This is a genomic window from Butyrivibrio sp. (assembly GCF_017433805.1).
Taxonomy (GTDB): Bacteria; Bacillota; Clostridia; order Lachnospirales; family Lachnospiraceae; genus Butyrivibrio.
Window position 1 is genome coordinate 394,477 of sequence record NZ_JAFRGN010000013.1, and the last position, 22,085, is coordinate 416,561.

Consider the following 22,085-nt stretch of genomic DNA (forward strand, 5'->3'; position numbering starts at 1 on the left):
AAATATAGTATAAAACAACTTGGATTAAATCAAGTGTATAACTAACCTATTATCAGAGCCTGCTAAGCTGCTCTCTTACCTCAGCGATAAACTCTTTATTTCTGTCTGGAGTGCCATGTGCTGCTGTGATTATACCATGGACTCTTTCGACAGCATCCTCTAGTTTATCATTAATTACAATATAATCATAGTTCTCAATTCCAACAGCCTCTTCATTGGCTCTCTTAAGGCGCTGCCTGATAACTTCGTCTGATTCTGTTCCTCTACCGCGAAGTCTCTGCTCGAGAACCTCTGCTGATGGAGGCATTACAAACAAAAGAACTGCATCTGGATACTGCTCCTTGATCTGAAGTGCACCCTGAATCTCTATTTCTAGTATAACATCAATTCCTGCATTAAGTTTATCTTCTACAAACTTTCTAGGTGTACCATAATAATGGTTAACATATCCAGCATGCTCTATAAGGCCATTCTCAGCAATAAGCTTCTCAAATTCCTCATTGCTTACAAAGAAATACTCTCTTCCGTTTTCTTCACCTGGTCTTGGATCTCTTGTAGTAGCTGAAATAGAAAGTGCATACTGATCATACTTGGAAATAAGAGCCTTCATAATGGTGCCCTTACCTGCACCTGAAAACCCTGAAACAACAATAATAATACCCTTACGATTCATCTATAATACTCTCATTCTCTATTTGTGTTCTGGCGCTGATAGTTTCTGGCAAAAGAGCTGATAAAACAACCATACCATTTTCCATGACAATAACAGCCTTGGTCTTACGTCCCTGTGTAGCATCTACACTAGTGCCATCTTCCTTGGCCTTTTGGACCATTCTCTTAACAGGGGCCGCATCAGGGCTGACAATGCTGATAATCTTATCTGCGTTAACTATATTGCCAAAACCTATATGGATTAGTTTACTCAATGTTCTGTATCTGCTCCCTAACCTTCTCAATATCAGTCTTAAGAGCGATTCCTCTATCTGATATCTTAAGGTCTGTAGACTTGGAAAGAATTGTATTAGCCTCTCTGTTCATTTCCTGTGCAAGGAAATCAAGCTTACGGCCAATTCCATCCTTATCATCGCCATTTAAAAGAGTCTCCTTAGTAGCCTTAATATGACTACGAAGTCTTGTAAGTTCCTCATCTACGCAAACCTTATCTGCATAAATAGTAACTTCCATTGCAAGACGATTCTCATCAACCTGTTTATCCTCAAGAAGATCAGCAATCTTCTCGCGAAGTTTGGTCTTGTATTCCTGGATGATTTCTGGAGAACGCTCTGTAATATATTCCACATTTTCAAGCATTCCGTCAAGCTTTTCTGTTAAATCCTTGCAAAGAAATTCTCCTTCCTTTGCTCTGGACTCCATGAACTGCTTGCCAGCACCGTTAATTGCCTTCTGAAGACCGCTCCAAACTTCCTCTTCATCAAGCTCTTCCTCTTCCATAGTAAATACCTCTGGGAATTTAGAAAGAACTGAAATCCTGATATCATTATCCAAGCCAAAATCAGAAGCCATTTCATTTAAATACTTGAAATACTCCTCCGCAATTGCCTTATTATATTTAACCCTGGAATCTGATTCAGAAAAATCTTCATAACTAATGAAAACGTCTACCTTACCACGCTTCATGTAGTTCTTAAGTTCAGAACGAATAGCAGCTTCAAAAGCATTGAATTTTTTAGGCATCTTAAGGCCTAAATCCAAATATCTGTTGTTAACAGATTTAAGCTCGACAGTGTACTTACGCTGTCCCTCGGTGACTTCGCATCTACCAAAGCCAGTCATACTGCAAACCATATTAATTTATCTCCTAATCAAATTATTAGAATTGCATTATAACACTCGTTTTCTTAGCAATTCTACATAACATAATATAGCTCAAAATTAAGGCCAATGTCAATAAAGCCCCATTAAATGCGCCTTTGACATCGGCCTAAATAATTCATATAGAATTCAGATATTAAAGTGTTGCCAACAACAAGAAGAACAAGAACAACAATATAATTACAGCGAGAACGATGAATCCAATGATTGCACCCTTCTTACATCTCTTATAGTTTCTGATGTAGTTCATCTTTCTGAAGATAAATGCAGCAACAATTCCGAGTACTGGAAGGAAGAATGACAGGATAGAAAGCCACAGACTACCAGTGTCATGAATAGGAGTGCTGAGGATCTCACTGCTGTCAACCTCTTCAGCTCCCATGAACTCTGTATTCTTAGCCATCTGCTTCTTAGCCTCTTCAGGATCAATCTTAACAGCCTGAATTGGCTTATTCTCTTCACGAAGCTTCTTGTACTCTTCGATTTCCTTCTTGTTACCATATACAAGGTGGTTATGTCCAATATCTACGAGCTCAGGCTTATCCTCTGAGTAATCATGAACAGTTGGATCATAAGTAAAGAGAACCTTGTTCTTCTCAAGCCTTGGATCTGGGATAGGAACCGCAGAAATAAGAGACTTGGTATATGGATGAAGAGGGAACTGGAACAATTCCTCTGTATCAGCAATCTCAACGATATTACCCTTGTAGATAACGCCGATACGATCTGAAATAAATCTTACGATTGAAAGGTCATGTGCAATGAAGAGATATGATACGCCTCTCTCCTTCTGGAACTTCTTGAGAAGATTCAGAACCTGAGCTCTGATTGATACATCAAGAGCTGAAATAGGCTCATCAGCTACTACAAGTTCTGGTTCCATAACCATAGCTCTCGCAAGACCGATACGCTGTCTCTGACCACCAGAGAACTCGTGAGGGTAACGTGTAAGGTGCTCAGGAAGAAGACCAACTTCTTCGATCATCTTCTCAACCTTTTGTACTCTGTCAGCTTCGTTCTCAAAGAGATGGAAGTTGTACAGACCCTCTGAAATGATATAGTCTACTGTTGCTCTCTCGTTAAGAGATGCAGCAGGATCCTGGAATACCATCTGAATGTTTCTGATAACTTCTCTATCAAGAGACTTGGAAATATTACCAGAAATCTTAACGCCTTTATACTGGATCTCACCAGCAGAACAAGGGTTAACTCTGATTACAGCACGACCGATAGTTGTCTTACCTGAACCAGACTCACCAACAAGTGAGAATGTCTCGCCCTTATAAATATCAAAGCTTGCATCCTTAACAGCTTTGAAAGCGTTCTCTCCCTTTCCAAATGTAATATCAATATTCTTAACAGAAAGGAGAACTTCTTTGCCTGTTTCTGGATCTATTGGTCCATGCTCAGGGAACTGATTATTAGGCATTTTCTGAAACCTCCGTAATATCGTAAATCTTCAAAAACTTCTCATGAATATTCCGGATAATTTCCGGCTTTTCAATCTTAGGTGCCCTTGGATCGAGAAGCCAAGTCTTAGCATAATGAGTATCGCTCACCTTGAACATAGGTGGTTCCTCAATTGTATCAATCTTAAGGCAATATGGGTTACGAGGAGCAAACGCATCACCTGTAATCTTGTTGTAAAGTGATGGTGGTGTTCCTGTAATTGAGTACAGCTCTGTATCTCTCTGTGCAAGCTGAGGAAGTGATGAAAGAAGAGCCCATGTATATGGGTGTCTTGAATCATAGAATACATCCTCTACTGTACCAAGCTCTACGATCTGTCCGCCGTAAAGAACTGCAACTCTGTCTGCGATATTAGCAACTACACCAAGGTCATGTGTGATGAATACGATTGTGTAGTTATATTCCTTCTGAAGATCCTTAAGAAGCTGAAGGATCTGAGCCTGAATTGTAACGTCAAGGGCTGTTGTAGGCTCATCACAGATAAGAATCTTAGGCTGACATGAAAGTGCAATAGCGATAACGATACGCTGTCTCATACCACCTGAATACTGGAATGGGTAGTCATCATAACGCTTCTCAGCATTAGGAATACCAACCTTCTTCATGATCTCGATTGCTCTAGCTCTAGCCTCAACCTCAGAAACATTCTGATGCTTCATGATGATTGATGAAATCTGCTTACCAATTGTAATAATTGGGTTAAGAGATGTCATAGGATCCTGGAATACTGTAGCTCTCTTCTTACCACGTGTCTGTCCCCAGTCACTTGGATCTGTTACTCTTGCAAGATTGATGAAAATCTTACCAGAAAGCTTAGTCTCTGCTTCATCTACAAGCTTGCAGTACATAACGTTATCAAAGATCTTGATCTTTGTTTCCTCATCTGCAATGTTTTCGCCAAGCTTAAGAGCTTTTTTGAAATCATTGAGAATACGAGTAACATATTTTCTTCTTGTTGTATATTTGAATCTTCCTACAGAAAGGTAGATTTCCTTACCGAGTACTGAGTTTCTATCCATCTGCTCCTTAGTAATAGGCTTGGAAATATCAAGCTTATACTGAGCTTTAAGAGCAGCGAGCTTCTTCTCATATTCATTGAGATATGTAGCATCAGAAGAAACTTCCTCTTTGTGCTTCTGAATCAGATCATTTCTTTCCTTCTGAATCTTGGCAATTTCTTCCTCAAAAGCCTTAATCTTATTCTCTGAAGCCTTGATCTTATCCTTTTCCTTCTTGGTATCGAAGGTCTGTTTGAGGTTGAACTCCTCAGTCTTCTTGAACTTGAGATCATTTATCTTCTTGGTAAACTCTTCATCCTGTTCATCAGTAAGAGTTTCTTTAGATCTCTTCTCAGATTCAAGATCAAGAATCTTCTTGTAAGTATCTGCTCCGAACTCAAGACTTGAATATGTATTAAGCTTGTCAATGATCTTAGCAAGCTCTCTCTTACCAGCAGCATTGAGAGTAACAATAGTATTAGATAACTCTTCATCGTTGAAGATAATGTCACCCTTGCTGATAAAGCCGTTTGTCTCAAGCATACCTGCAAAAGTCTTGGTGAAAACTGACTTACCTGAACCAGACTCACCAACGATGGCGATTGATTCATTTTCATAAATGTCAAGTGAAATACCACGAATAGCAGTCAGTATACGACCTCTAACGCGGAATTTAACTTCCAAATCTTTAACTGATAATAATACTTTCTTATCTTCCATTTCTGCCATTCCTTACATATGTGTTCTAGGGTCTGATGCATCACCCAAATTCTGTCCTGTTACATAAAGTGCAACTGTAATGATTGAAGCAATTACTACAGGGCTCCAGAACTCAAACTGCCAACCTGGAGTAACCATCGCACTCTCAGCTTCATAAATAAGTCTACCAAGAGACATATCTGACATACCCATACCGATATAAGCAAGGAATACCTCGTATGAGATATATGATGGAATCTCAACAGCAAGTAATGTAACAATAACTGATGTCATAAATGGCAGGATGTTCTTGGTTGCAATTCTTGTAATTGGTGTTCCAAGACATCTGCTGGCCAAATTGTACTCTCTATCTCTGATGATGATAACCTGTGTTCTGATGAAGTAAGCAATAAAGAGCCAACCTGTAATTGTAAGTGCAAATACCATTGACCAGAAGCTAGGTGAAAGGATAAGCACAAGAACAGAGATAAGAAGGATTGAAGGAACGTTACCAACAATGTTGTAAACCTCCATCATGAACATATCTATTTTCTTGGAGAATCCCCAAATCGCACCTACCAAAACACCGATGGTCATGTTGATAGCAGCACAGATAAATGCAAGTGAAATTGAAATTCTGGAGCCATTCCAGATAGCGTCAAATGTTGACTGACCAGCTGCTCCAGCACCCAGAATCCAGTGGATGTTGTAACCAAACTTCTTCATGGCAGCCATAGGCTTAAGATGCTTGGCTGTAGAATCCATAAGGTTACCAAACTTGTCATACTCAACTACTGTTGGATAAATATAAGCAAACAGTATTACAAAAGCAAGTATGCCAAGGAATACTAAATTAATCTTCTTCTTAAAGAATACGCGAAATACTGAACGCCAGTATGAATATCTGGGAGCAGTAATCTTCTCAGAATCGAGACTGTTATGATCAACACGAGCAAATAATTCCTCGTCTGTCATTCCCTCTACTGTAAAAAGAGAATCCTTGTTTTCCATTTTAAATACACTCTCCAATCAATTATAAATGATATCTATTCAAACCTTATCTTGCCTTACCTGAGTAGTTGATTCTAGGATCAACAAGTGAAATAAGAACGTCACCGGCAATAATACTTACAACAGAAAGTATTGCGTAGAAAAGAACTACACCAACGATTACACCGTTGTCGTACTGGTTAATAGCAATTGTAAGAAGGTTACCAGCACCAGGAACTACGTATACACGCTCTGTTATGATAGCACCAACCAATGCTCCAAGAACACCTGCTGGAATACCATGTACAATCGGGATTGAAGCATTCTTAAGGATATGCTTTCTAAATATCTCGCTCTCTGTAAGACCACCAGATCTAGCAAACTTAACATAGTCTGAATTCATCTGATCGATCATGTATCTACGGAGCCACTTCATAGTATCAGCAATAGGTCTAAGTGCAAGTGAAACGATAGGAAGCACATAAATCATCTTGCTAGTAGATTCAATATCAAATGTTGTAGGGAAGCCAAGCTTACCACCAATGGCTTTGAACAGGAAGATATAAGCCAGTGAAGGAACCGCTGTGATAAACATGATGTATGCTGTACCAAGCTTATCTACAAACTTATCTTTATGTCTTGACATCAAAATTCCAAGAGGAATACCGATCAGATACATAAGAAGTACTGAAATGATACCAATTGAGAATGAGTAACCCATCTTGGACTTACCAGCCTTAACAGTTGTCACGCTAGTATAGTCATCTGTAAATCTGTCTGAATTAACCTTATTAGCAAGCATTGATCCAGATACATAAACTGCTGAATGAAGATCATCAGCTGATTCCTCTGTAAGACCTGTAGGGAATGTTGTTGTTGTCATTACATAAGATCCCTGAGGCTTAGTCATAGTCTCAAATACATCAACACCCTGGTTAACTGCATAAGACTGACCAAGATTAAGTGTTACAAGGTTCTGATGGATGAATGGGAACTTACCATCAAAATATAATAAATACTTATGTTTAGTACCATTACCTATAATAGCTGGAGCAAACTTCTCTCCACCGTATATAGGATCATGAAGTGTAAATGTGATACCTGGGTTCTCAAGAACATCACCAGTGTTCTTCTCTACATAGTGAATGTTATCAACCTTGATAAGACCTGTAACATAAGAAACTAATCTATGTGTTATTGGAAGTGCCTTGTAAGCGAAAAGCTGCTGAGCTCCACCGTTAGCATACTTCTTGGGTGAAACCATGATCGCATTAAGTCTTACTACTGTATAATTATTAGCAGCACAATATTCATTGAATTTCTCAACGTACTCTGCTGTCTCTTTCTTATCATTCTCAGGCTTCTTGCCGATAGATGCTACGCTTGTCTTAGTCTCTTCGTCAATTTCACCTTTTTCTACTAAAAGAGAAAGATAATCTGTATATGTCAAATAATCGAGATAGCCATACTCTTCCCATTTACGGTACTGGTAGGCAACTTTCTCGTTGTTTCCATAGTTTTTGTAAACATTATCTGCAGCAAAAATAAGCTGCTTATCCAGCAATGTGTAAATCATGATCATTACAATTGCTACAACAACGAAAGCAGAAATTAATCCATGAAATAGTCTTCTTAATACATACTTACCCATAACTTTTTCCTTATTTGGAATATTTTTTTACGATATAATGCAAGCTATCAAATTTACATAAATATGGAGAAAGTGGGAAGTAGTTCCCACTCTCTCCTTGAAGTAGAAATCTAAGATATCTCTCATTATCACGTAGATATATAATCTACCATAAATCTTTACTAATGTAAAGCCTTAAATTAGAAGATACCTAAACTCTTAACCATGTATCCAGCATAGTCTGGAAGCATTGTATCGAGGTATGTCTGAGGATCACCATAGTCAGGGCCCCATCCAGAAACATCGCAAAGATCGCAGTTAAACTCATATCCATAATCTGGATAGTAAGCTGCATAGTACCAGTCATCAGATGACTCGCAAGCTACAAGGTTGATAACAACCTGCTTGTCAAGAGCTGCCTCAAGAGACTGCTTGAATGCGTTTGCTCTGTTTGTGTATGTCTCACTTCCAGCGAAGTATGGAAGATCGATCTGGATAGGATTCTCAGCTGTAACTTCTACACCCTGCTTAGCAAGCTGCTCAGCTGCCTTAGCAAGACTCTCTTTTGCTGCTGTTGGGTTGTACCATCCATCGAAACCATCAGATGAAAGCTTATCAGCATCCCAAACCTTAAGCTTAACGCCATCAGCGTCAACCTGAGCCTGAACGATCTCACCATAGTATGTACCAGCTGCAAATGTTGTAGCTGTTCCGTTAATATCTACAGTAGCGTCCTCTGGAAGTGTTACAAATGTTCCAGGAACATATGAGTTTCTAAGTGAGTTGAGCTTAAGATCCTCACCCTGTGTCTGAGCATTGTATGCTGCTCTGTCAAGTGACTGAACAACTGCAAGTCTGAAGTCCTGATTCTGCATAGCGATTGTTGTTCTCTGTGCCTCGAATACAGTCTTATCAGAAATAGCTACAGATGCATCATTGAAGTTTGCAAATCCCTTACGGTTGATGTTAAGGAATCCCATGAATGATGTAGCATCTGTGTCTGTTGTGTAGTTATACTTGTCGAAGTTACCATCAGCCTTTGCAGACTCGATAGTTGATGTGTTAAGACCACATCCGTCAACGGTACCAGCAAGTGTATCGTTGTATGTCTTTGTTACATCTGTACCATCTTCATATACATATGTAAGAGTCTTGATATTCTGGTTATCCTTGTTCCAGTATGAAGGATTAGCCTTGAATACGATTGAGTTCTTCTCTGTGAAGCTTGTGATGATGAATGGTCCGCAGTATGCAATGTGGTCCTGATCAGTTCCGTAGTTACCTGAACCTGTTCCCTGACCAAACTGTCCGCCCTGTCCTTCATAGTATGATCTTGAAAGAGGAGCAAATACACCGTAGCTAAGCATTGACATGAAGTAAGGTGTGTCCTGCTCAAGTGTGTACTCAAGTGTGTAGTCATCAACCGCCTTAACACCAACTGTTGAGAAATCAGCTGTCTCACCGTTGATATAAGCATCAGCGCCCTTGATAACGCCCTGTACAAGGTACTCAAGTCCACCCATAGCGTCCATCATGTGCTGCATACCAGCTACGAAATCGTCTGCTGTAAGATCAGCAACTTCTCTACCCTGTGAATCAACCCACTTAACACCTTCACGAATCTTGAATGTGTATGTAAGTCCGTCATCAGATACTTCCCAGCTCTCTGCAAGTGCAGGCTGCTGAACATCCTCAACGTCATACTCTGTAAGTCCATCGTAAAGCTGGATAAGAATTCTGCTATCAGCCTGTCTTGATGTAGCAAGAACGTCCCATGTTACAGGATCGCTTGAGCTTGGATAGTTGTAAGAATCCTTGATTGTGTATCCTTTTCCTTCAAGGTACTCTTTAGCCTTCTCCTGGTATGTACCAGTTCCCTTAAGCTCTTCTCTAAGATCTCTAAGTGCCTGGATATCCTCAGAAGCGATAAGCTCTGTTGTTACGATAGCGTTGTGCCATCTCTCATCGTCGTTACCCCAAAGAGTTCTTGTAACAGAACCAGGAGCCATACGAGAAATAGCGTAGTTACCACCACGTGTTGTCATTGGAAGGAATACACCTGACTCAAGAAGCTTAGCTTCTGCAAGAGCCTGAAGTGCATAACGCTCTGAAAGGCTTGATGCACCAAGTGCGTTCTGGTATGTCTCGTAGTACTCACCAAGAGCTCTTTCATACTGCTTGGATGACTCTTCCTGATAGCTGTCCATATCCCAAAGCTCTGAATAAGCTTCAGCAGCAGCACGTGTGTCTGGCTCAACTCCTACGAGTGATGGAAGATCTTCCTCAACTTCCTCAGCTGGAGCTTCAGTAGCTTCTGTAGCAGCAGCTTCTGTTGTTGTTTCTGTTGTCTGCGCAGGTGTATCTGTTGTCTGTGCAGGAGCTTCTGTCTTGCCGCATCCAGCCATAAGTGTAGCTGTCATAGATGTAGCAGCAAGTAAAGCGATTACTCTGTTGTACTTCTTCATAATTTTCCTCCATATTATTAATAAGAAAATATATAAAAATAGCTATTTGCATCGTGAAGATACAAATAGCCTTTTTATCACTAGAATATGTTCCCCACAAATGATATTCGTAAAAACGTCATTGTCTCTACTTTCTTTCAAACTTGTATACAATTATACTACGCTGTTTAAAATAAATCAATAAGATATTCTCGTTTAACTATAACGATTACTTATAGTTTCTGATTGGTTTTCGTTAAGTTAAAGTTTAACAGTTTAAAGCGTTGTGCTGTTAACATAATAAACCATGTCTACCATTTTGGCTACAATTTTTTTAACAAAAATTTTATTTTTATAATTTCGTTCTTGATTTCAGTCAAAAATGAGATTGTAAACAATATTAATTTTGTAATAAAAAATCCTCCCAAAACGCACATTTGTGCGCACTAGGAGGATTTTGGATTTTATATTTTAGCAGTTATTAAAGGCAACTTGCATAAGCTGCTTCTGCACCTTCTGAATGAATCTTTTTGAGATCAGCAACAACTGCATCTGTAAGACCATCGATCTTATTAAGATCCTGATTCCACATCTTCTCGTTACCAAGAACTGCCTTAACAAGCTCCTCTTCTGAATCATTCTTGTGATCATAGAAGAACTCAAGAGCCCATCTGTCATCACTTACAGTGTATGTGTTACCTGCAGGTCTCTTACATACAAGTCCAGCATCTGTAAGCTCCTGAACATCATTAGAATAGAATGCGATATATGCAGCAAGTGACATTGTAAGGCAAACTGGAAGCTTACCATTCTTGTCAATGTACTGAAGGAATGATGGCATATTTCTGGCCTTCCACTTACTTGTTGAGTTAAGTGAAATAGACATAAGCTCGTGGTTAACGAAAGGATTGTTGAAACGATCCTTAACCGCAGCAGCGAACTCGTTAAGGTCATTCTCATCAAGGTGATCAACAAGTGTAGGAATAACCTCCTCGTTGAGCATCTTGTTCATGAAGCCTGCAACATTATCATTGTGCATACAGTCACGAACGATATCGAAGCCTGCAAGATATGCGCCAAGAACAAATCCTGTGTGTGCGCCGTTAAGAATACGAACTTTACGGTGCTTGTATGGCATAACATCAGGAACAACGTGTACGTTAACACCTGCCTTCTTGAATGGAAGTCTGTCCTCAAGACCTTCTGGTCCCTCAATGATCCAAACTCCAAAGATCTCACCTACATCGATGAGTTCATCATGGTATCCGTTAGCTGCCTCAAGCTGCTCTACTTCCTTGGCATCACGAATTCTACCTGGAACGATTCTGTCTACAAGAGTTGAGCAGAAAATGTTCTCCTCGTTAACCCATGTCTTAAATCCATCCTCAAGCTTCCACTGGTCAATGTACTGGTTGACGCACTTAAGAAGCTCTTTACCATTGTTATCAATAAGCTCGCATGAAAGAACAACAACGCCCTTCTTACCAGCCTTGTATCTAGCGAAAAGAACCTGTGTAAGCTTACCAGGGAAGCTGTTTGCAGGAACATCCTCAAAATTGCAGCTAGGATCATAAGCAATACCAGCTTCTGTTGTGTTAGAAGCGATAATATCGAGATCATCTGATACTGCGATTTCCATCATCTTGTCATAATCAGCCTTGTCATAAGGGTTAAGGCAGCAATCTACTGCAGAGATTACTCTCTTGGCATCAACCTTCTCTCCGTTCTCGCTTCCACGAAGATAAAGTGTGTAGAGACCTTCCTGCTTGTTAATAAGCTCTGTAAGTCCCATTGAAATAGGCTGTACAAGAGCAACCTTACCATTAAAACCAGCCTTCTCATTGCTGATATCAAAGAAATAATCAACGAATGCACGCATGAAGTTTCCTTCACCAAACTGAAGAACTCTTACAGGTGCTTCCTTGCAAACATAGCCTTCATAGCCTGACTTGGCCAATACATCATAGTTTAATAATTCCATTACCCAGATCCTCCTAAATTGTAAGCGCTTACAAATCGCTTAAAAAAGAAATTTGACTAACTATGTTATAACACATTTATGTAAGCGTTTACAATACCTAAATTTATGAAATCTAAAAAGATACCCTAAGGTATCTTTTAATGTATTAAGACTTCATGTCCGCCTTCCTTATGAGTGCTCTGCTGATCTTACCGTTAGATGTTCTTGGAAGTTCAGTTACAAAGCATATTTTTCTTGGATATTTATATAGGGCCACCCTCTCTCTTACAAAATCCCGAATCTCATTTTGCAGAAGCTGATCAGGTGAATATCCCTCATTTAATATGATGCTTGCTTTTACAAGTGTTCCTCTGTTTTTGGATGGATAGCCTGTGACAGCGCATTCAAACACCGCCGGATGCTTCATTATCACATCCTCTACTTCTGATGGACCAATACGATAGCCACTGGATTTTATGACATCATCGTTTCTTCCAAGAAAAAAGAAATTGCCATTTTCATCCTTCATGGCTCTGTCCTTGGTGTGATAAATTCCGCCGCTCCAAATTTCCAAATACTGCGCTTTGTCTCCCAGATACCCCTTAAAAACTCCCATTGGAAGTATTGCTCCGCTCCTTGGTATAATAGCAATCTCCCCTTCTTCGCCATCTGGAACTTCTACACCATCTTCATCTACTATTCTGATGTCATATAACGGAGAAGCCTGTCCAATAGAGCCCGTAACTTGCTCTTTTCCTACAGGAGTACAAATCTGAAGAGCTGTCTCTGTCTGTCCAAAGCCTTCTCTTATAATAAGGCCTGTTTTCTCCGTAAACTTCCTTGAGACTTCTAGTGGCATGGGTTCCCCGGCAGTTGTAACCTGACTTAAATAAGATAAGTCATATTTAGATAAATCCTCCAGAACCAGATATTTATATATAGTAGGCGGAGCACAAAAGGTATTGATTTTCTCTTTTTCCAGGAGTTCCAAAATGTCCCAGGCGTAGAACTGCTCGTAGTCATAGACCATAACAGCGCTGCCCATAAGCCATTGCCCGTAGAGCTTACCCCAGGCTGATTTAGCCCAGCCAGAATCAGCAACTGTCAAATGAAGTCCGTTATCTACTACGCCATGCCAGTTTTTAGCTGTATATATGTGAGCAAGAGGATATGAAAAGTCGTGTATTACAGCCTTTGGAGCACCATTTGTTCCGGAAGTAAAGTAATAGAGCATATCATCGTGAACATTAGTCTCTACTCTTTTCAGTTCCTCGCTTGCTTCATCCATCTGCTCATCAAAAGCTATAGCATCCCCATATTTATCACCGACTACAATCTGCACTACCTCTCCAGCACCAGTTCTGGTAAAAGACATATCGCCAGCCTGAAGGACTGCTTCCTTAACCTTATCACAGATATCATCTGAATTGACGCAGATAACTGCTTTTGCACCTGCCATCCTGATTCTCTCAGCAATATCTTTTACTGAGACCATATGCGATGTAGGTATAGCCACAGCACCTAGCTTGTGAAGCGCAATAATGCTGATCCAGAATTCATATCTTCTTTTAAGCAAAAGCATTACGCTATCGCCCTTTGTAATCCCAAGCTTAGCCAGCATATTGGCAGCTTTATCAGAGAGTTTCTTAAGATCAGCAAAAGAAAACCTTGTGATCACTCCATCTGTGCTCTTATGCACAAGTGCGAGTTTTTCTGGCTCTGTTTCTGCGTATTTATCAACTACGTCGTAAGCAAAATTAAAGCTTTCATCATATAAAAAATCAACGCCTTCTATATTACCTTTATCATCCAGCTTTTCTTTATAGAAATTTGTATATAATCCAGGCATATCCATACCCACCATTTATATTTTTATTTTAGATCAGATATATCCTATGCTTCTGAACTTCTTGTATCTCTCATCCAGAAGTCTGTCTGTTGGAACACTCATAAGCTCTTTTATCTGCCCATATATGTCAGCTGCAAATTCCTGTAAAGCTTTATCCTTACAGATTCTGTCAATAATTCCAAGAGAATATAATTTATCTGCAGTCAGTCCCAGAGCCCTTGCTGCCACATCTGCTTTATCAAGAGTCTTCCACAGAATGTTCGAGCAGCTCTCAGGAGACACAACGCTATAATAGGCATCTTCCAGCATCCATATTCTGTCAGCATGGCTAAGAGCAAGCGCACCTCCACTTCCACCTTCGCCTATTATTATAGAAAGAACAGGTGTCTTTAAGGTTGACATCTCATACAGATTCTCCGCAATAGCCCTTCCCTGGCCTCGTTCTTCCGATTCCACATCAGGAAATGCACCAGCAGTGTCTACAAAGCATATAACTGGCCTATGAAACTTCTCAGCCTGCTTCATGAGTCTCAAGGCCTTTCTATAGCCTTCAGGGTGTGCACTTCCAAAATTATGAAGAATGCGATCCTCGGTGTTCTTGCCTTTTTCTATTCCAATGACAGTAACAGGCATGTCCTGAAGTAGCCCGATGCCACCGATGATTGCTCTGTCATCTCCATATAATCTATCGCCGCTAAACTCCGTTAAATCAGTAAAACATCCATCAATATAATCTCTGGCAGTTTTCCTTTTTTCAGATCTGGCAGCTCTTACAATCTCTATATCAGTCATCATAATTTAAGCCCGCTCAACAAATCTCTTAATTCACATACTTACTTCTCTTGATGCTTCATGAAGTCGTAGCAGTCTTTCCAGATAGTCTTTTTGCTCATGCCTTGGAACAATAGCATCAATAAAGCCGCATTCCATAACTCTCTCAGCCTTCTGAAAGCCATCAGGAAGCGCGGTTTTCAAGGTTTTCTCAACTACTCTTGGCCCTGCAAAGCCAACTCTTGCTCCAGGCTCAGCCAGGGTAATATCTCCCAGCATGGCAAAGCTTGCATCAACTCCTCCAGTTGTTGGATTAGTTAAAAGAACTATATATAGCCCGCCTTTATCACTATGTCTTTTTACAGCGGCTGAAACCTTGGACATTTGCATAAGAGAGATCATTCCCTCCTGCATTCTGGCTCCACCGGAAACAGTAACGCCAATAACAGGAAGAGACTGCGTCGTAGCATACTCAAAGAGCCTTGTTATCTTCTCCCCTACAACTGCGCCCATAGAGCCCATCATGAAATTGCCATCCATAGCAAAGATACAGGTCTTATGTCCTCCAATCTGAGCTACTCCGGTGATAACTCCTTCATTTTCACGGCTCTTATCTTTGGCAGCAGTAAGTTTTTCTTCATACTCTGGGAAATCAAGGATATTCCTTGATGCCATATCCCTGTCATGCTCTATAAAGCTTCTGTTATCAGTCAGCATAAGGATCCTTCGCCTTGCCCTTACCGGAAAGTAGTATCCGCATTCAGGACAGACAAAGTAATTTTTCCTTATCTTTTTGACAGGCGATGTATTCTGGCACTTTTTGCAGGTGATCTTCCTACTTCTTATTCTTTTTTCGCTACTCTCAAGCTCATTGTCCGCCTTAAGAAAAAGCTTTTTTAAGTCCATTTTATAAAACCTTCTGACAGATCGTCGTATCATAGTTACCTACGATAAATCTGTTATTATTCATAAATTTCATGTGCATTTCCCTGTTGTTATCAACTCCAACAAGCACAAATTCTGAAAGGGCGCTCTTCATCTTCCTGATAGCGCCATCTCTTGAGTTTGCGCATACTATAAGTTTGCCCAGCATCGAATCATAGAAAGGTGTTACGACATAATTGGTATAAAGAGCTGAATCAAACCTCACATCGACGCCTCCAGGAACATGGAGCATTTCAACCTTCCCAGTTGATGGTGCAAAGCTCTGGGAATTCTCAGCGCAGATCCTGCACTCTATAGCATGCTTACTGATAGCTATGTCCTTCTGTTCAAAATCGATCTCTACTCCGGCAGCTGTCCTTATCTGCCACTCAACTATGTCCACTCCGGAAACCATCTCGGTGACAGAATGTTCAACCTGCAGCCTCGTGTTCATTTCCATGAAATAAAAAAAATTGCCTTTAACAAGGTACTCGATCGTTCCAACTGTTACATAGCCCACTTCTTTTGCGAGTCTTACGGAAGCCTCATACATCTGAAGGCGGAGTTCATCTGATAACACAGGAGCTGGGCATTCTTCTATGAGCTTTTGGTTCTTGCGCTGTACTGAGCAGTCCCTGTCTCCAAGAACTATAATCTTACCTTTGACATCTCCCAGTATCTGAACCTCAACATGCTTAACATTTTCAAGGTATTTTTCCATGAAAATGGCATCGTCGTTAAAAGAACTTCTGGCTTCTTTTTGGACCTGGTCAAAGGCCGTTTCAAGCTCATCCTCCGATCTTACAATGCGAATTCCTTTCCCGCCGCCACCTGCTCTGGCTTTTAATATAACCGGATAGCCAATTTCAGAAGCTGCCATAAACGCTGCTTCTACATTTTCCAAAATGTCACTTCCAGGTGTAACAGGAACTCCTGCTGCAGTAGCCAGCTTTCTTGCCAACTCTTTTTGTCCCATTTTCTCCATGACTTCTGAGCCGGGACTAATGAGAGTAATATGATTTTCTTCACATCTTCTGGCAAATTCAGGATTCTCTGATAGCATGCCATAGCCTGGATGAATAGCTGCAGCTCTGGTCCGCAAAGCAACTGTAATAATGGCATCCATATTAAGATAGCTGTCCTTGAGAAGAGGCCCACCTATGCAATAGCTCTCATCAGCCATACCAACATGAAGAGCATCTCTGTCAGCTTCTGAGTATACCGCAACAGTCACTATTCCCATTTCCTTGCAGGCTCTGATAATTCGTACAGCTACTTCTCCTCTATTAGCGATCAGTATTTTTTCAAACACATTACCACCTCCGCTTGTACAACAAACAAAAGACTTATACTGCACTACCTACTCTGCCTTAGTCAGGGCAAAAGAAAAATCGCCGCCCATGCATTTCCTGCCATCTACAGATACTTCTCCATGCAAAAGATATAGCGGATGGCTGCTACGCTTAAGCTCTACATCGATACGGATTGTATCTGAAGGTTTGATCATTCCCCTGAACCTGACCTTATCAAGCCCAGTGTATAAAGGTAAAACACCTGGCTCGTTCATCTTGTCAGCAAAAAGTATACAGGCTGATTGCGCCATCATCTCGCACTGGATCACTCCGGGAACAATCGGATTATCCGGAAAATGCCCCTGTAAAAAAAATTCATCTCCCCTGACATGATAAAAGCCTGTAGCTGTACCATCATCATTTAGAACTACTTCATCTACCAGAAGCATTGGCTCTCTGTGGGGAAGAAGCTTTTTTATTTCTTCTTTATTCATCGCTCTTTTCTCCAATCGCAAAAAGAACCTGACCAAATTCCACAAGATCGCCTTCTTTTGCATTTATGTTTGTAACTTTTCCATCTACTGGAGCCTTCACTTCATTCATCATCTTCATGGCTTCAATGCTACAAAGGACATCACCTTTTTTGACCATGTCTCCGACCTTAAGAGCCTTACCATTTACTTCTGAATAAAACACACCAAGAAGCGGAGCTTTTACCTCAGTTCCGTTAGCTTTATTTTCTTTTGGAACATCTGCCTTAGGTACAGTTACATTTACGCTAGCAGGCTCTGCCACAGCAACTATATTTTTCTTAAGTACAAGCTTTATACCTTCATCCTCAACAGATAATTCCGTCAGACCTAAATCTCTGAATACATCAACGTAGTCTTTAAGAGTATTTGTCATTTCTTTTCCTCATATTTCTTAAATGCAATGCAGGCGTTGTGACCACCAAAGCCAAGTGACGTACTCATTGCATACTTAAGGTCAGTAGCCAGTGCCTTGTTTGGTGTATAGTCAAGGTCACACTCTTCGTCTTTTTCCTTATAATTGATTGTCGGTGGAACGATTCCGTTTTGAAGAGCAAGGACAGATGCGATTGCTTCTACAGCACCAGTCGCCCCCATCATATGTCCTGTCATAGATTTAGTAGAACTGATATGAATATCGTAGGCCCTCTCCCCAAATACAGCCTTGATAGCCTTAGTCTCCATTGCATCATTAAGATGCGTACCTGTACCATGTGCATTGATGTAAAGGTTGTCAGCTTCCCCAATGCCAGCTTCAGTAGCTGCACTCTTAATTGCCCTTATAGCGCCGCTTCCCTCTGGGTCAGGGGCTGTAATGTGATAAGCATCAGAAGTATTACCGTAGCCTGTAACCTCTGCAAGAATCTGGGCGCCACGCTTTTTGGCATGCTCATATTCTTCCAGAATCAGCATTCCAGCTCCCTCACCCATAACGAAACCGCCTCTCCTCTTATCAAAAGGTAAGCTTCCCTCGTCAGGATCCTCTGAGAGGTTAAGAGCCTGACAATTTACAAAACCTGCCATGGAAAGTTCATTGATTGACGCTTCAGCACCTCCAGCTATTATCACATCCGCATAGCCGTGTTTGATCGCTCTGTAAGCTTCTCCAATTGTATGAGTTGATGTGGCACAGGCCGTCACAACAGGAAGTGTCGGGCCTTTTGCTTCGAATTTAATTGATATGGCGCCTGCAGCCATATTACTGATCATCATAGGTACAAAAAATGGTGATACAAAATCAGGACCTTTTTCTGTTAGCTTATTGGTCTCTCTGATAGTCGTATTGATTCCGCCTATTCCAGTTCCTACATAAACTCCAAAGCGCTCCTTATCAATGTCAGCATTAAGGATACCGCTCTGATCCACAGCCTGCCTTGCTGCTCCCATGGCATACTGCATGAAAAGATCTGACTTTCTTATTTCCTGAGCTGTCTCATAATATTTCTTGGGTTCAAAGTCTTTAACCTCGGCATCCAGACTCACCTTTAACCTTGATGCGTCAAAGCGCTCGATTTTGCCAATTCCGCACTTGCCGCTTGTTATGCTATTCCAGAAGGTTTCTACATCATTTCCTATAGGTGTAATAACCCCCAAGCCTGTAACTACTACTCTTTTCATTTATCTCTCCTCATATAACTGTTGTGTAACACTCATTTTCTGACTTACACGTACATTCCTCCATCTACCTTAATAACTTCCCCAGTGATATAGGAAGATGCATCAGATGCCAGGAACAAAACAAGATCTGCCACGTTATCAGGATCTCCAAGTGTTCCAAGAGGTATCTGAGTCCTTATCATATCTCTCTGTTCATCAGAAAGTGCTCCTGTCATGTCAGTCGCTATATAGCCTGGAGCTACAGCGTTACATCTAATATTCTTCTTGCCATATTCTCTTGCTACAGATTTGGTAAAGCCTATGATTCCAGCCTTGGAAGCAGAATAATTAGTCTGCCCCTTATTTCCCATAAGGCCTACTACAGAGCTGATATTTATGATGCTTCCAGATCTTTTCCTGACAAACTGCCTGATAAAAGCCTTGGTCACATACATAGTGCCCTTGAGGTTTACATCTATAACATCATCGATATCCATGGTAGATAGCGACGGCAAAATGTTATCTCTTGTAATACCGGCGTTGTTAACGAGAACATCAACCTGTCCAAAGTCAGCTAGTATCTCTTCACAAGCAGAAGCCACTTCATCAGTATTTTTGATATCACAGATATAGAGCTTTGCATCTACGCCTAGTTCCTTAAGCTTTTCTATTGTCTCTTTAGCTTCTTTTGTCTCTCTGGTAGCCACAACCGCGATATTTGCGCCGCTCCCGGCAAGCTTAAAAGATATAGCCCTTCCTATACCTCTACTTCCGCCTGTAACTACAGCAGTTTTTCCATTAAGCATAGATCTGCTCCTTATCTTTTTCTTCTACATCTAATGTTTTCTCGGAAAGCTCTGATTTAATCTTTTCAAGCGAAGCCATATCACAGATGTTGTAAATCTTAGCTCCCGGAACAGTTCTTTTAACAAAACCAGAAAGTGTTCTTCCGGGGCCACATTCTATAAAGGTATCAACGCCGCTTCTGGACATATTAAGGAGTGTATCCTCCCACTTTACGCTATTTGATACCTGATCAGACAAAAGATCTATCATATCATCTGGCTTGTTCGGGTATGGCCTTGCTGTCTTATTTGCATAAAGAGGCTTATCAGTTGCCTTGAACTTATAGATACTATCGTTCTTTATCTCATCTCTTAAAAGCTCAGAAGCTTCCTGCATATAGGGCGTATGGAAGGATCCGCTGACGCTAAGTTCAACAAATCTGACTTTGTTTTTCTCAAGCTTTTTCTTGAACTTATCCATGTTCTTTTCTTCGCCTGATACGACAATCTGTCCTGGACAGTTAAAGTTTACTGGATAAACCTTGGATTTCTCGCACATCTCTACCAACTCATCTCTGTCCATTCCAATGACTGCCACCATGCTTCCCTTTACTTCTTCTGAAGCTTTCTGCATAAACTGTGCTCTTTTACATACAAGCTTAAATGCACTTACACTAGAAAGGCCACCGGATACAGCCATTCCAACAACTTCGCCAAGAGAAAAGCCTGCAACCACATCTGGATGAATTCCAGCACTTTCTAGTGCAAGAGAGCCTGCTATATCTGCAAGGAAAAGACAAGGCTGAGTATTCTCAGTCTTTTTAAGATCTTCCTCTGTTCCCCTTAGCACCTGAATTATTGTTCCAGGTCTTATTGCCTCAGCCACACCAAAAAAGTCGTGAACTTCCTGGATATTCTCGTATAAGTCCTTAGCCATTCCAGGATACTGACTTCCCTGACCAGAAAATAAAAATGCAATTTTTCCCATAACCTATCTCCTCAGAAAAACTTCAGTTACGCAAGTTTCGCTTTAACTGGCTCTAATCCCATCAGCTCATATGCATCGTTGCAGATTCCTGTGACTATCTCCTGACAGGTATCTTCTGTTTTAACAAGTCCTGCAATCTGTCCGCACATACAAGAGCCTGTCCTGACATCACCTTCTATTGCAGCTCTTCGAAGGGCCCCGGCACCCATCTGTTCAAGCTCAGCAGGGGTAGTGTTTTTGTCATTTTCTTTTTCCAGGAATTCTCTTGTCATGTGATTCTTAAGCGCTCTGACAGGGTGTCCCAGGCTCTTACCGGTAACAATTGTGTCTCTGTCCTTAGCCTTTAGAACCTTTTCCTTGTAATTAGGATGTACACCACACTCCTTGGCTGTGAGAAATCTTGTTCCCATCTGTACAGCCTTGGCTCCCAACATAAAAGCAGCCGCCATTCCTCTGCCATCGGCAATTCCGCCGGCAGCAATAACCGGAATATTCACTGCATCTGCAACCTGCGGAACAAGCGCCATAGTAGTTGTCTCTCCCACATGGCCACCTGATTCACAGCCTTCAGCAACAATAGCACTGGCGCCCATTCTCTCTACCATTACAGCAAGAGCAACGCTTGCTACAACACATATAACCTTAACTCCCGCTGATAAAAGCTTATCCATGTACTTGGCAGGATTTCCAGCTCCGGTAGTAACTACCTTGATGCCTTCCTGACATACAACTTCAACTGCCTCATCAATAAATGGACTCATGAGCATCAGATTCACACCAAAAGGCTTATTGGTCAGCTCTTTTGCCTTGACTATCTGAGCCCTTAGCTGCTCACCATTTGAATTCATGGCAGCAATTAGTCCAAGTCCCCCTGCATTAGAAACCGCTGCGGCCAGCTGCGCATCTGCTATCCAGGCCATGCCCCCCTGAATCACCGGATACTCTATACCGAGCATCTCACAAACTGGATTTGTATTCATTTCTCCTCCGTTCAGAACAGTATGTATTAAACTGTTACTTCCTGTTTCTCGATGAGCTTAGTAAGCTGCTCAATTGTTGTGATATCCTGTGAAAGCTCAATCTTACAATCAAGCTCTTCCTGCATCTGCATAACCAGCTCCATGATATCCAGTGAATCAAGAACAATATCAGTAAATGTAGAATTTACATCGATCTCTGACTCATCCTTATCAAGATACTCTGCAATTATTTTTACGATCACACCTCTAACATCCTTCATTTTTCATTCTCCTTTTTGAAATAAAAGTTTTTATATTATCAATCTTTTGTTACAATAATCTTGGGGGTAACCCCCAGGTCAAGAGA

At 40.9% G+C, this 22,085-nt stretch carries 20 protein-coding genes; all 20 read right to left on the minus strand.

Annotation, left to right across the window (positions count from 1 at the left end):
* Positions 1 to 52: 52 nt before the first annotated feature.
* The gene (gmk, locus tag IJI01_RS05155) at positions 53 to 673 is read right to left on the minus strand and encodes a guanylate kinase (RefSeq protein WP_292186776.1); all 621 of its coding nucleotides are present in this window, start codon (positions 671 to 673) and stop codon (positions 53 to 55) included.
* Positions 663 to 926 carry a DUF370 domain-containing protein gene (locus IJI01_RS05160; RefSeq protein ID WP_292186779.1) on the minus strand — a complete coding sequence of 88 codons (264 nt, stop codon included), beginning with the start codon at positions 924 to 926 and terminating at the stop codon, positions 663 to 665. Before IJI01_RS05160 ends, gmk begins: the two co-directional genes overlap by 11 nt.
* Complete coding sequence (locus IJI01_RS05165) at positions 919 to 1,806, minus strand: YicC/YloC family endoribonuclease (protein WP_292186781.1); 888 nt, start codon at positions 1,804 to 1,806, stop codon at positions 919 to 921. Before IJI01_RS05165 ends, IJI01_RS05160 begins: the two co-directional genes overlap by 8 nt.
* Positions 1,807 to 1,969: 163 nt before the next feature.
* On the minus strand, positions 1,970 to 3,262 hold the full coding sequence (locus IJI01_RS05170; protein ID WP_292186783.1) for an ATP-binding cassette domain-containing protein: 1,293 nt from the start codon (positions 3,260 to 3,262) through the stop codon (positions 1,970 to 1,972).
* A complete protein-coding gene (locus IJI01_RS14835; RefSeq protein ID WP_330623070.1) occupies positions 3,255 to 5,021 on the minus strand; it encodes an oligopeptide/dipeptide ABC transporter ATP-binding protein in 1,767 nt (588 codons plus the stop codon). The genes IJI01_RS05170 and IJI01_RS14835 overlap by 8 nt, the downstream gene beginning before the upstream one ends.
* A 12-nt stretch (positions 5,022 to 5,033) precedes the next feature.
* Positions 5,034 to 6,011: an ABC transporter permease gene (locus IJI01_RS05185; RefSeq protein WP_292186785.1), complete on the minus strand. Its 978-nt coding sequence runs from the start codon at positions 6,009 to 6,011 to the stop codon at positions 5,034 to 5,036.
* Positions 6,012 to 6,057: 46 nt separating this feature from the next.
* Entirely contained in the window at positions 6,058 to 7,641 is a 1,584-nt protein-coding gene (locus IJI01_RS05190) for an ABC transporter permease (protein ID WP_292186788.1), read from the minus strand.
* 179 nt (positions 7,642 to 7,820) lie between these two features.
* Positions 7,821 to 10,085 (minus strand): ABC transporter substrate-binding protein, encoded by a 2,265-nt coding sequence (locus tag IJI01_RS05195; RefSeq protein ID WP_292186792.1) that lies wholly within the window; start codon positions 10,083 to 10,085, stop codon positions 7,821 to 7,823.
* 460 nt (positions 10,086 to 10,545) lie between these two features.
* The gene (locus IJI01_RS05200; protein WP_292186795.1) at positions 10,546 to 12,045 is read right to left on the minus strand and encodes a tagaturonate reductase; all 1,500 of its coding nucleotides are present in this window, start codon (positions 12,043 to 12,045) and stop codon (positions 10,546 to 10,548) included.
* Between the two features lie 145 nt (positions 12,046 to 12,190).
* Positions 12,191 to 13,873, minus strand: coding sequence for an AMP-binding protein (locus tag IJI01_RS05205; protein ID WP_292186800.1), 1,683 nt, complete (start codon positions 13,871 to 13,873; stop codon positions 12,191 to 12,193).
* A 33-nt stretch (positions 13,874 to 13,906) separates the two neighbouring features.
* The gene (gene accA / locus IJI01_RS05210; RefSeq protein WP_292186803.1) at positions 13,907 to 14,668 is read right to left on the minus strand and encodes a carboxyltransferase subunit alpha; all 762 of its coding nucleotides are present in this window, start codon (positions 14,666 to 14,668) and stop codon (positions 13,907 to 13,909) included.
* Positions 14,669 to 14,698: 30 nt separating this feature from the next.
* Complete coding sequence (locus IJI01_RS05215; RefSeq protein ID WP_292186805.1) at positions 14,699 to 15,550, minus strand: acetyl-CoA carboxylase carboxyltransferase subunit beta; 852 nt, start codon at positions 15,548 to 15,550, stop codon at positions 14,699 to 14,701.
* Position 15,551: 1 nt separating this feature from the next.
* Positions 15,552 to 16,880 (minus strand): acetyl-CoA carboxylase biotin carboxylase subunit, encoded by a 1,329-nt coding sequence (locus IJI01_RS05220; RefSeq protein ID WP_292186807.1) that lies wholly within the window; start codon positions 16,878 to 16,880, stop codon positions 15,552 to 15,554.
* 48 nt (positions 16,881 to 16,928) lie between these two features.
* The gene (gene fabZ, locus IJI01_RS05225) at positions 16,929 to 17,354 is read right to left on the minus strand and encodes a 3-hydroxyacyl-ACP dehydratase FabZ (RefSeq protein ID WP_292186811.1); all 426 of its coding nucleotides are present in this window, start codon (positions 17,352 to 17,354) and stop codon (positions 16,929 to 16,931) included.
* A complete protein-coding gene (locus IJI01_RS05230) occupies positions 17,347 to 17,766 on the minus strand; it encodes an acetyl-CoA carboxylase biotin carboxyl carrier protein (protein ID WP_292186814.1) in 420 nt (139 codons plus the stop codon). Before IJI01_RS05230 ends, fabZ begins: the two co-directional genes overlap by 8 nt.
* Positions 17,763 to 19,007 carry a beta-ketoacyl-ACP synthase II gene (gene fabF, locus IJI01_RS05235; RefSeq protein WP_292186816.1) on the minus strand — a complete coding sequence of 415 codons (1,245 nt, stop codon included), beginning with the start codon at positions 19,005 to 19,007 and terminating at the stop codon, positions 17,763 to 17,765. Before fabF ends, IJI01_RS05230 begins: the two co-directional genes overlap by 4 nt.
* A 44-nt stretch (positions 19,008 to 19,051) precedes the next feature.
* Positions 19,052 to 19,792, minus strand: a complete 741-nt coding sequence (gene fabG / locus IJI01_RS05240) for a 3-oxoacyl-[acyl-carrier-protein] reductase (protein ID WP_292186819.1) — start codon at positions 19,790 to 19,792, stop codon at positions 19,052 to 19,054.
* Positions 19,785 to 20,759: an ACP S-malonyltransferase gene (locus IJI01_RS05245; RefSeq protein WP_292186822.1), complete on the minus strand. Its 975-nt coding sequence runs from the start codon at positions 20,757 to 20,759 to the stop codon at positions 19,785 to 19,787. The genes fabG and IJI01_RS05245 overlap by 8 nt, the downstream gene beginning before the upstream one ends.
* Positions 20,760 to 20,785: 26 nt before the next feature.
* Positions 20,786 to 21,739, minus strand: coding sequence for an enoyl-[acyl-carrier-protein] reductase FabK (fabK, locus tag IJI01_RS05250; protein ID WP_292186824.1), 954 nt, complete (start codon positions 21,737 to 21,739; stop codon positions 20,786 to 20,788).
* Positions 21,740 to 21,765: 26 nt separating this feature from the next.
* Positions 21,766 to 21,999, minus strand: a complete 234-nt coding sequence (locus IJI01_RS05255) for an acyl carrier protein (RefSeq protein WP_292186827.1) — start codon at positions 21,997 to 21,999, stop codon at positions 21,766 to 21,768.
* Between the last annotated feature and the right edge of the window lie 86 nt (positions 22,000 to 22,085).

Excerpts from the sequence above, each read along its gene's own strand:
- gmk (WP_292186776.1), bottom strand. The coding sequence starts at position 673 with ATGAATCGTAAGGGTATTATTATTGTTGTTTCAGGGTTTTCAGGTGCA.
- IJI01_RS05165 (WP_292186781.1), bottom strand. The coding sequence starts at position 1,806 with ATGGTTTGCAGTATGACTGGCTTTGGTAGATGCGAAGTCACCGAGGGA.
- IJI01_RS05170 (WP_292186783.1), bottom strand. The coding sequence starts at position 3,262 with ATGCCTAATAATCAGTTCCCTGAGCATGGACCAATAGATCCAGAAACA.
- IJI01_RS14835 (WP_330623070.1), bottom strand. The coding sequence starts at position 5,021 with ATGGAAGATAAGAAAGTATTATTATCAGTTAAAGATTTGGAAGTTAAA.
- IJI01_RS05185 (WP_292186785.1), bottom strand. The coding sequence starts at position 6,011 with ATGGAAAACAAGGATTCTCTTTTTACAGTAGAGGGAATGACAGACGAG.
- IJI01_RS05190 (WP_292186788.1), bottom strand. The coding sequence starts at position 7,641 with ATGGGTAAGTATGTATTAAGAAGACTATTTCATGGATTAATTTCTGCT.
- IJI01_RS05195 (WP_292186792.1), bottom strand. The coding sequence starts at position 10,085 with ATGAAGAAGTACAACAGAGTAATCGCTTTACTTGCTGCTACATCTATG.
- IJI01_RS05200 (WP_292186795.1), bottom strand. The coding sequence starts at position 12,045 with ATGGAATTATTAAACTATGATGTATTGGCCAAGTCAGGCTATGAAGGC.
- IJI01_RS05205 (WP_292186800.1), bottom strand. The coding sequence starts at position 13,873 with ATGCCTGGATTATATACAAATTTCTATAAAGAAAAGCTGGATGATAAA.
- accA (WP_292186803.1), bottom strand. The coding sequence starts at position 14,668 with ATGATGACTGATATAGAGATTGTAAGAGCTGCCAGATCTGAAAAAAGG.
- IJI01_RS05215 (WP_292186805.1), bottom strand. The coding sequence starts at position 15,550 with ATGGACTTAAAAAAGCTTTTTCTTAAGGCGGACAATGAGCTTGAGAGT.
- fabZ (WP_292186811.1), bottom strand. The coding sequence starts at position 17,354 with ATGAATAAAGAAGAAATAAAAAAGCTTCTTCCCCACAGAGAGCCAATG.
- IJI01_RS05230 (WP_292186814.1), bottom strand. The coding sequence starts at position 17,766 with ATGACAAATACTCTTAAAGACTACGTTGATGTATTCAGAGATTTAGGT.
- fabF (WP_292186816.1), bottom strand. The coding sequence starts at position 19,007 with ATGAAAAGAGTAGTAGTTACAGGCTTGGGGGTTATTACACCTATAGGA.
- fabG (WP_292186819.1), bottom strand. The coding sequence starts at position 19,792 with ATGCTTAATGGAAAAACTGCTGTAGTTACAGGCGGAAGTAGAGGTATA.
- IJI01_RS05245 (WP_292186822.1), bottom strand. The coding sequence starts at position 20,759 with ATGGGAAAAATTGCATTTTTATTTTCTGGTCAGGGAAGTCAGTATCCT.
- fabK (WP_292186824.1), bottom strand. The coding sequence starts at position 21,739 with ATGAATACAAATCCAGTTTGTGAGATGCTCGGTATAGAGTATCCGGTG.
- IJI01_RS05255 (WP_292186827.1), bottom strand. The coding sequence starts at position 21,999 with ATGAAGGATGTTAGAGGTGTGATCGTAAAAATAATTGCAGAGTATCTT.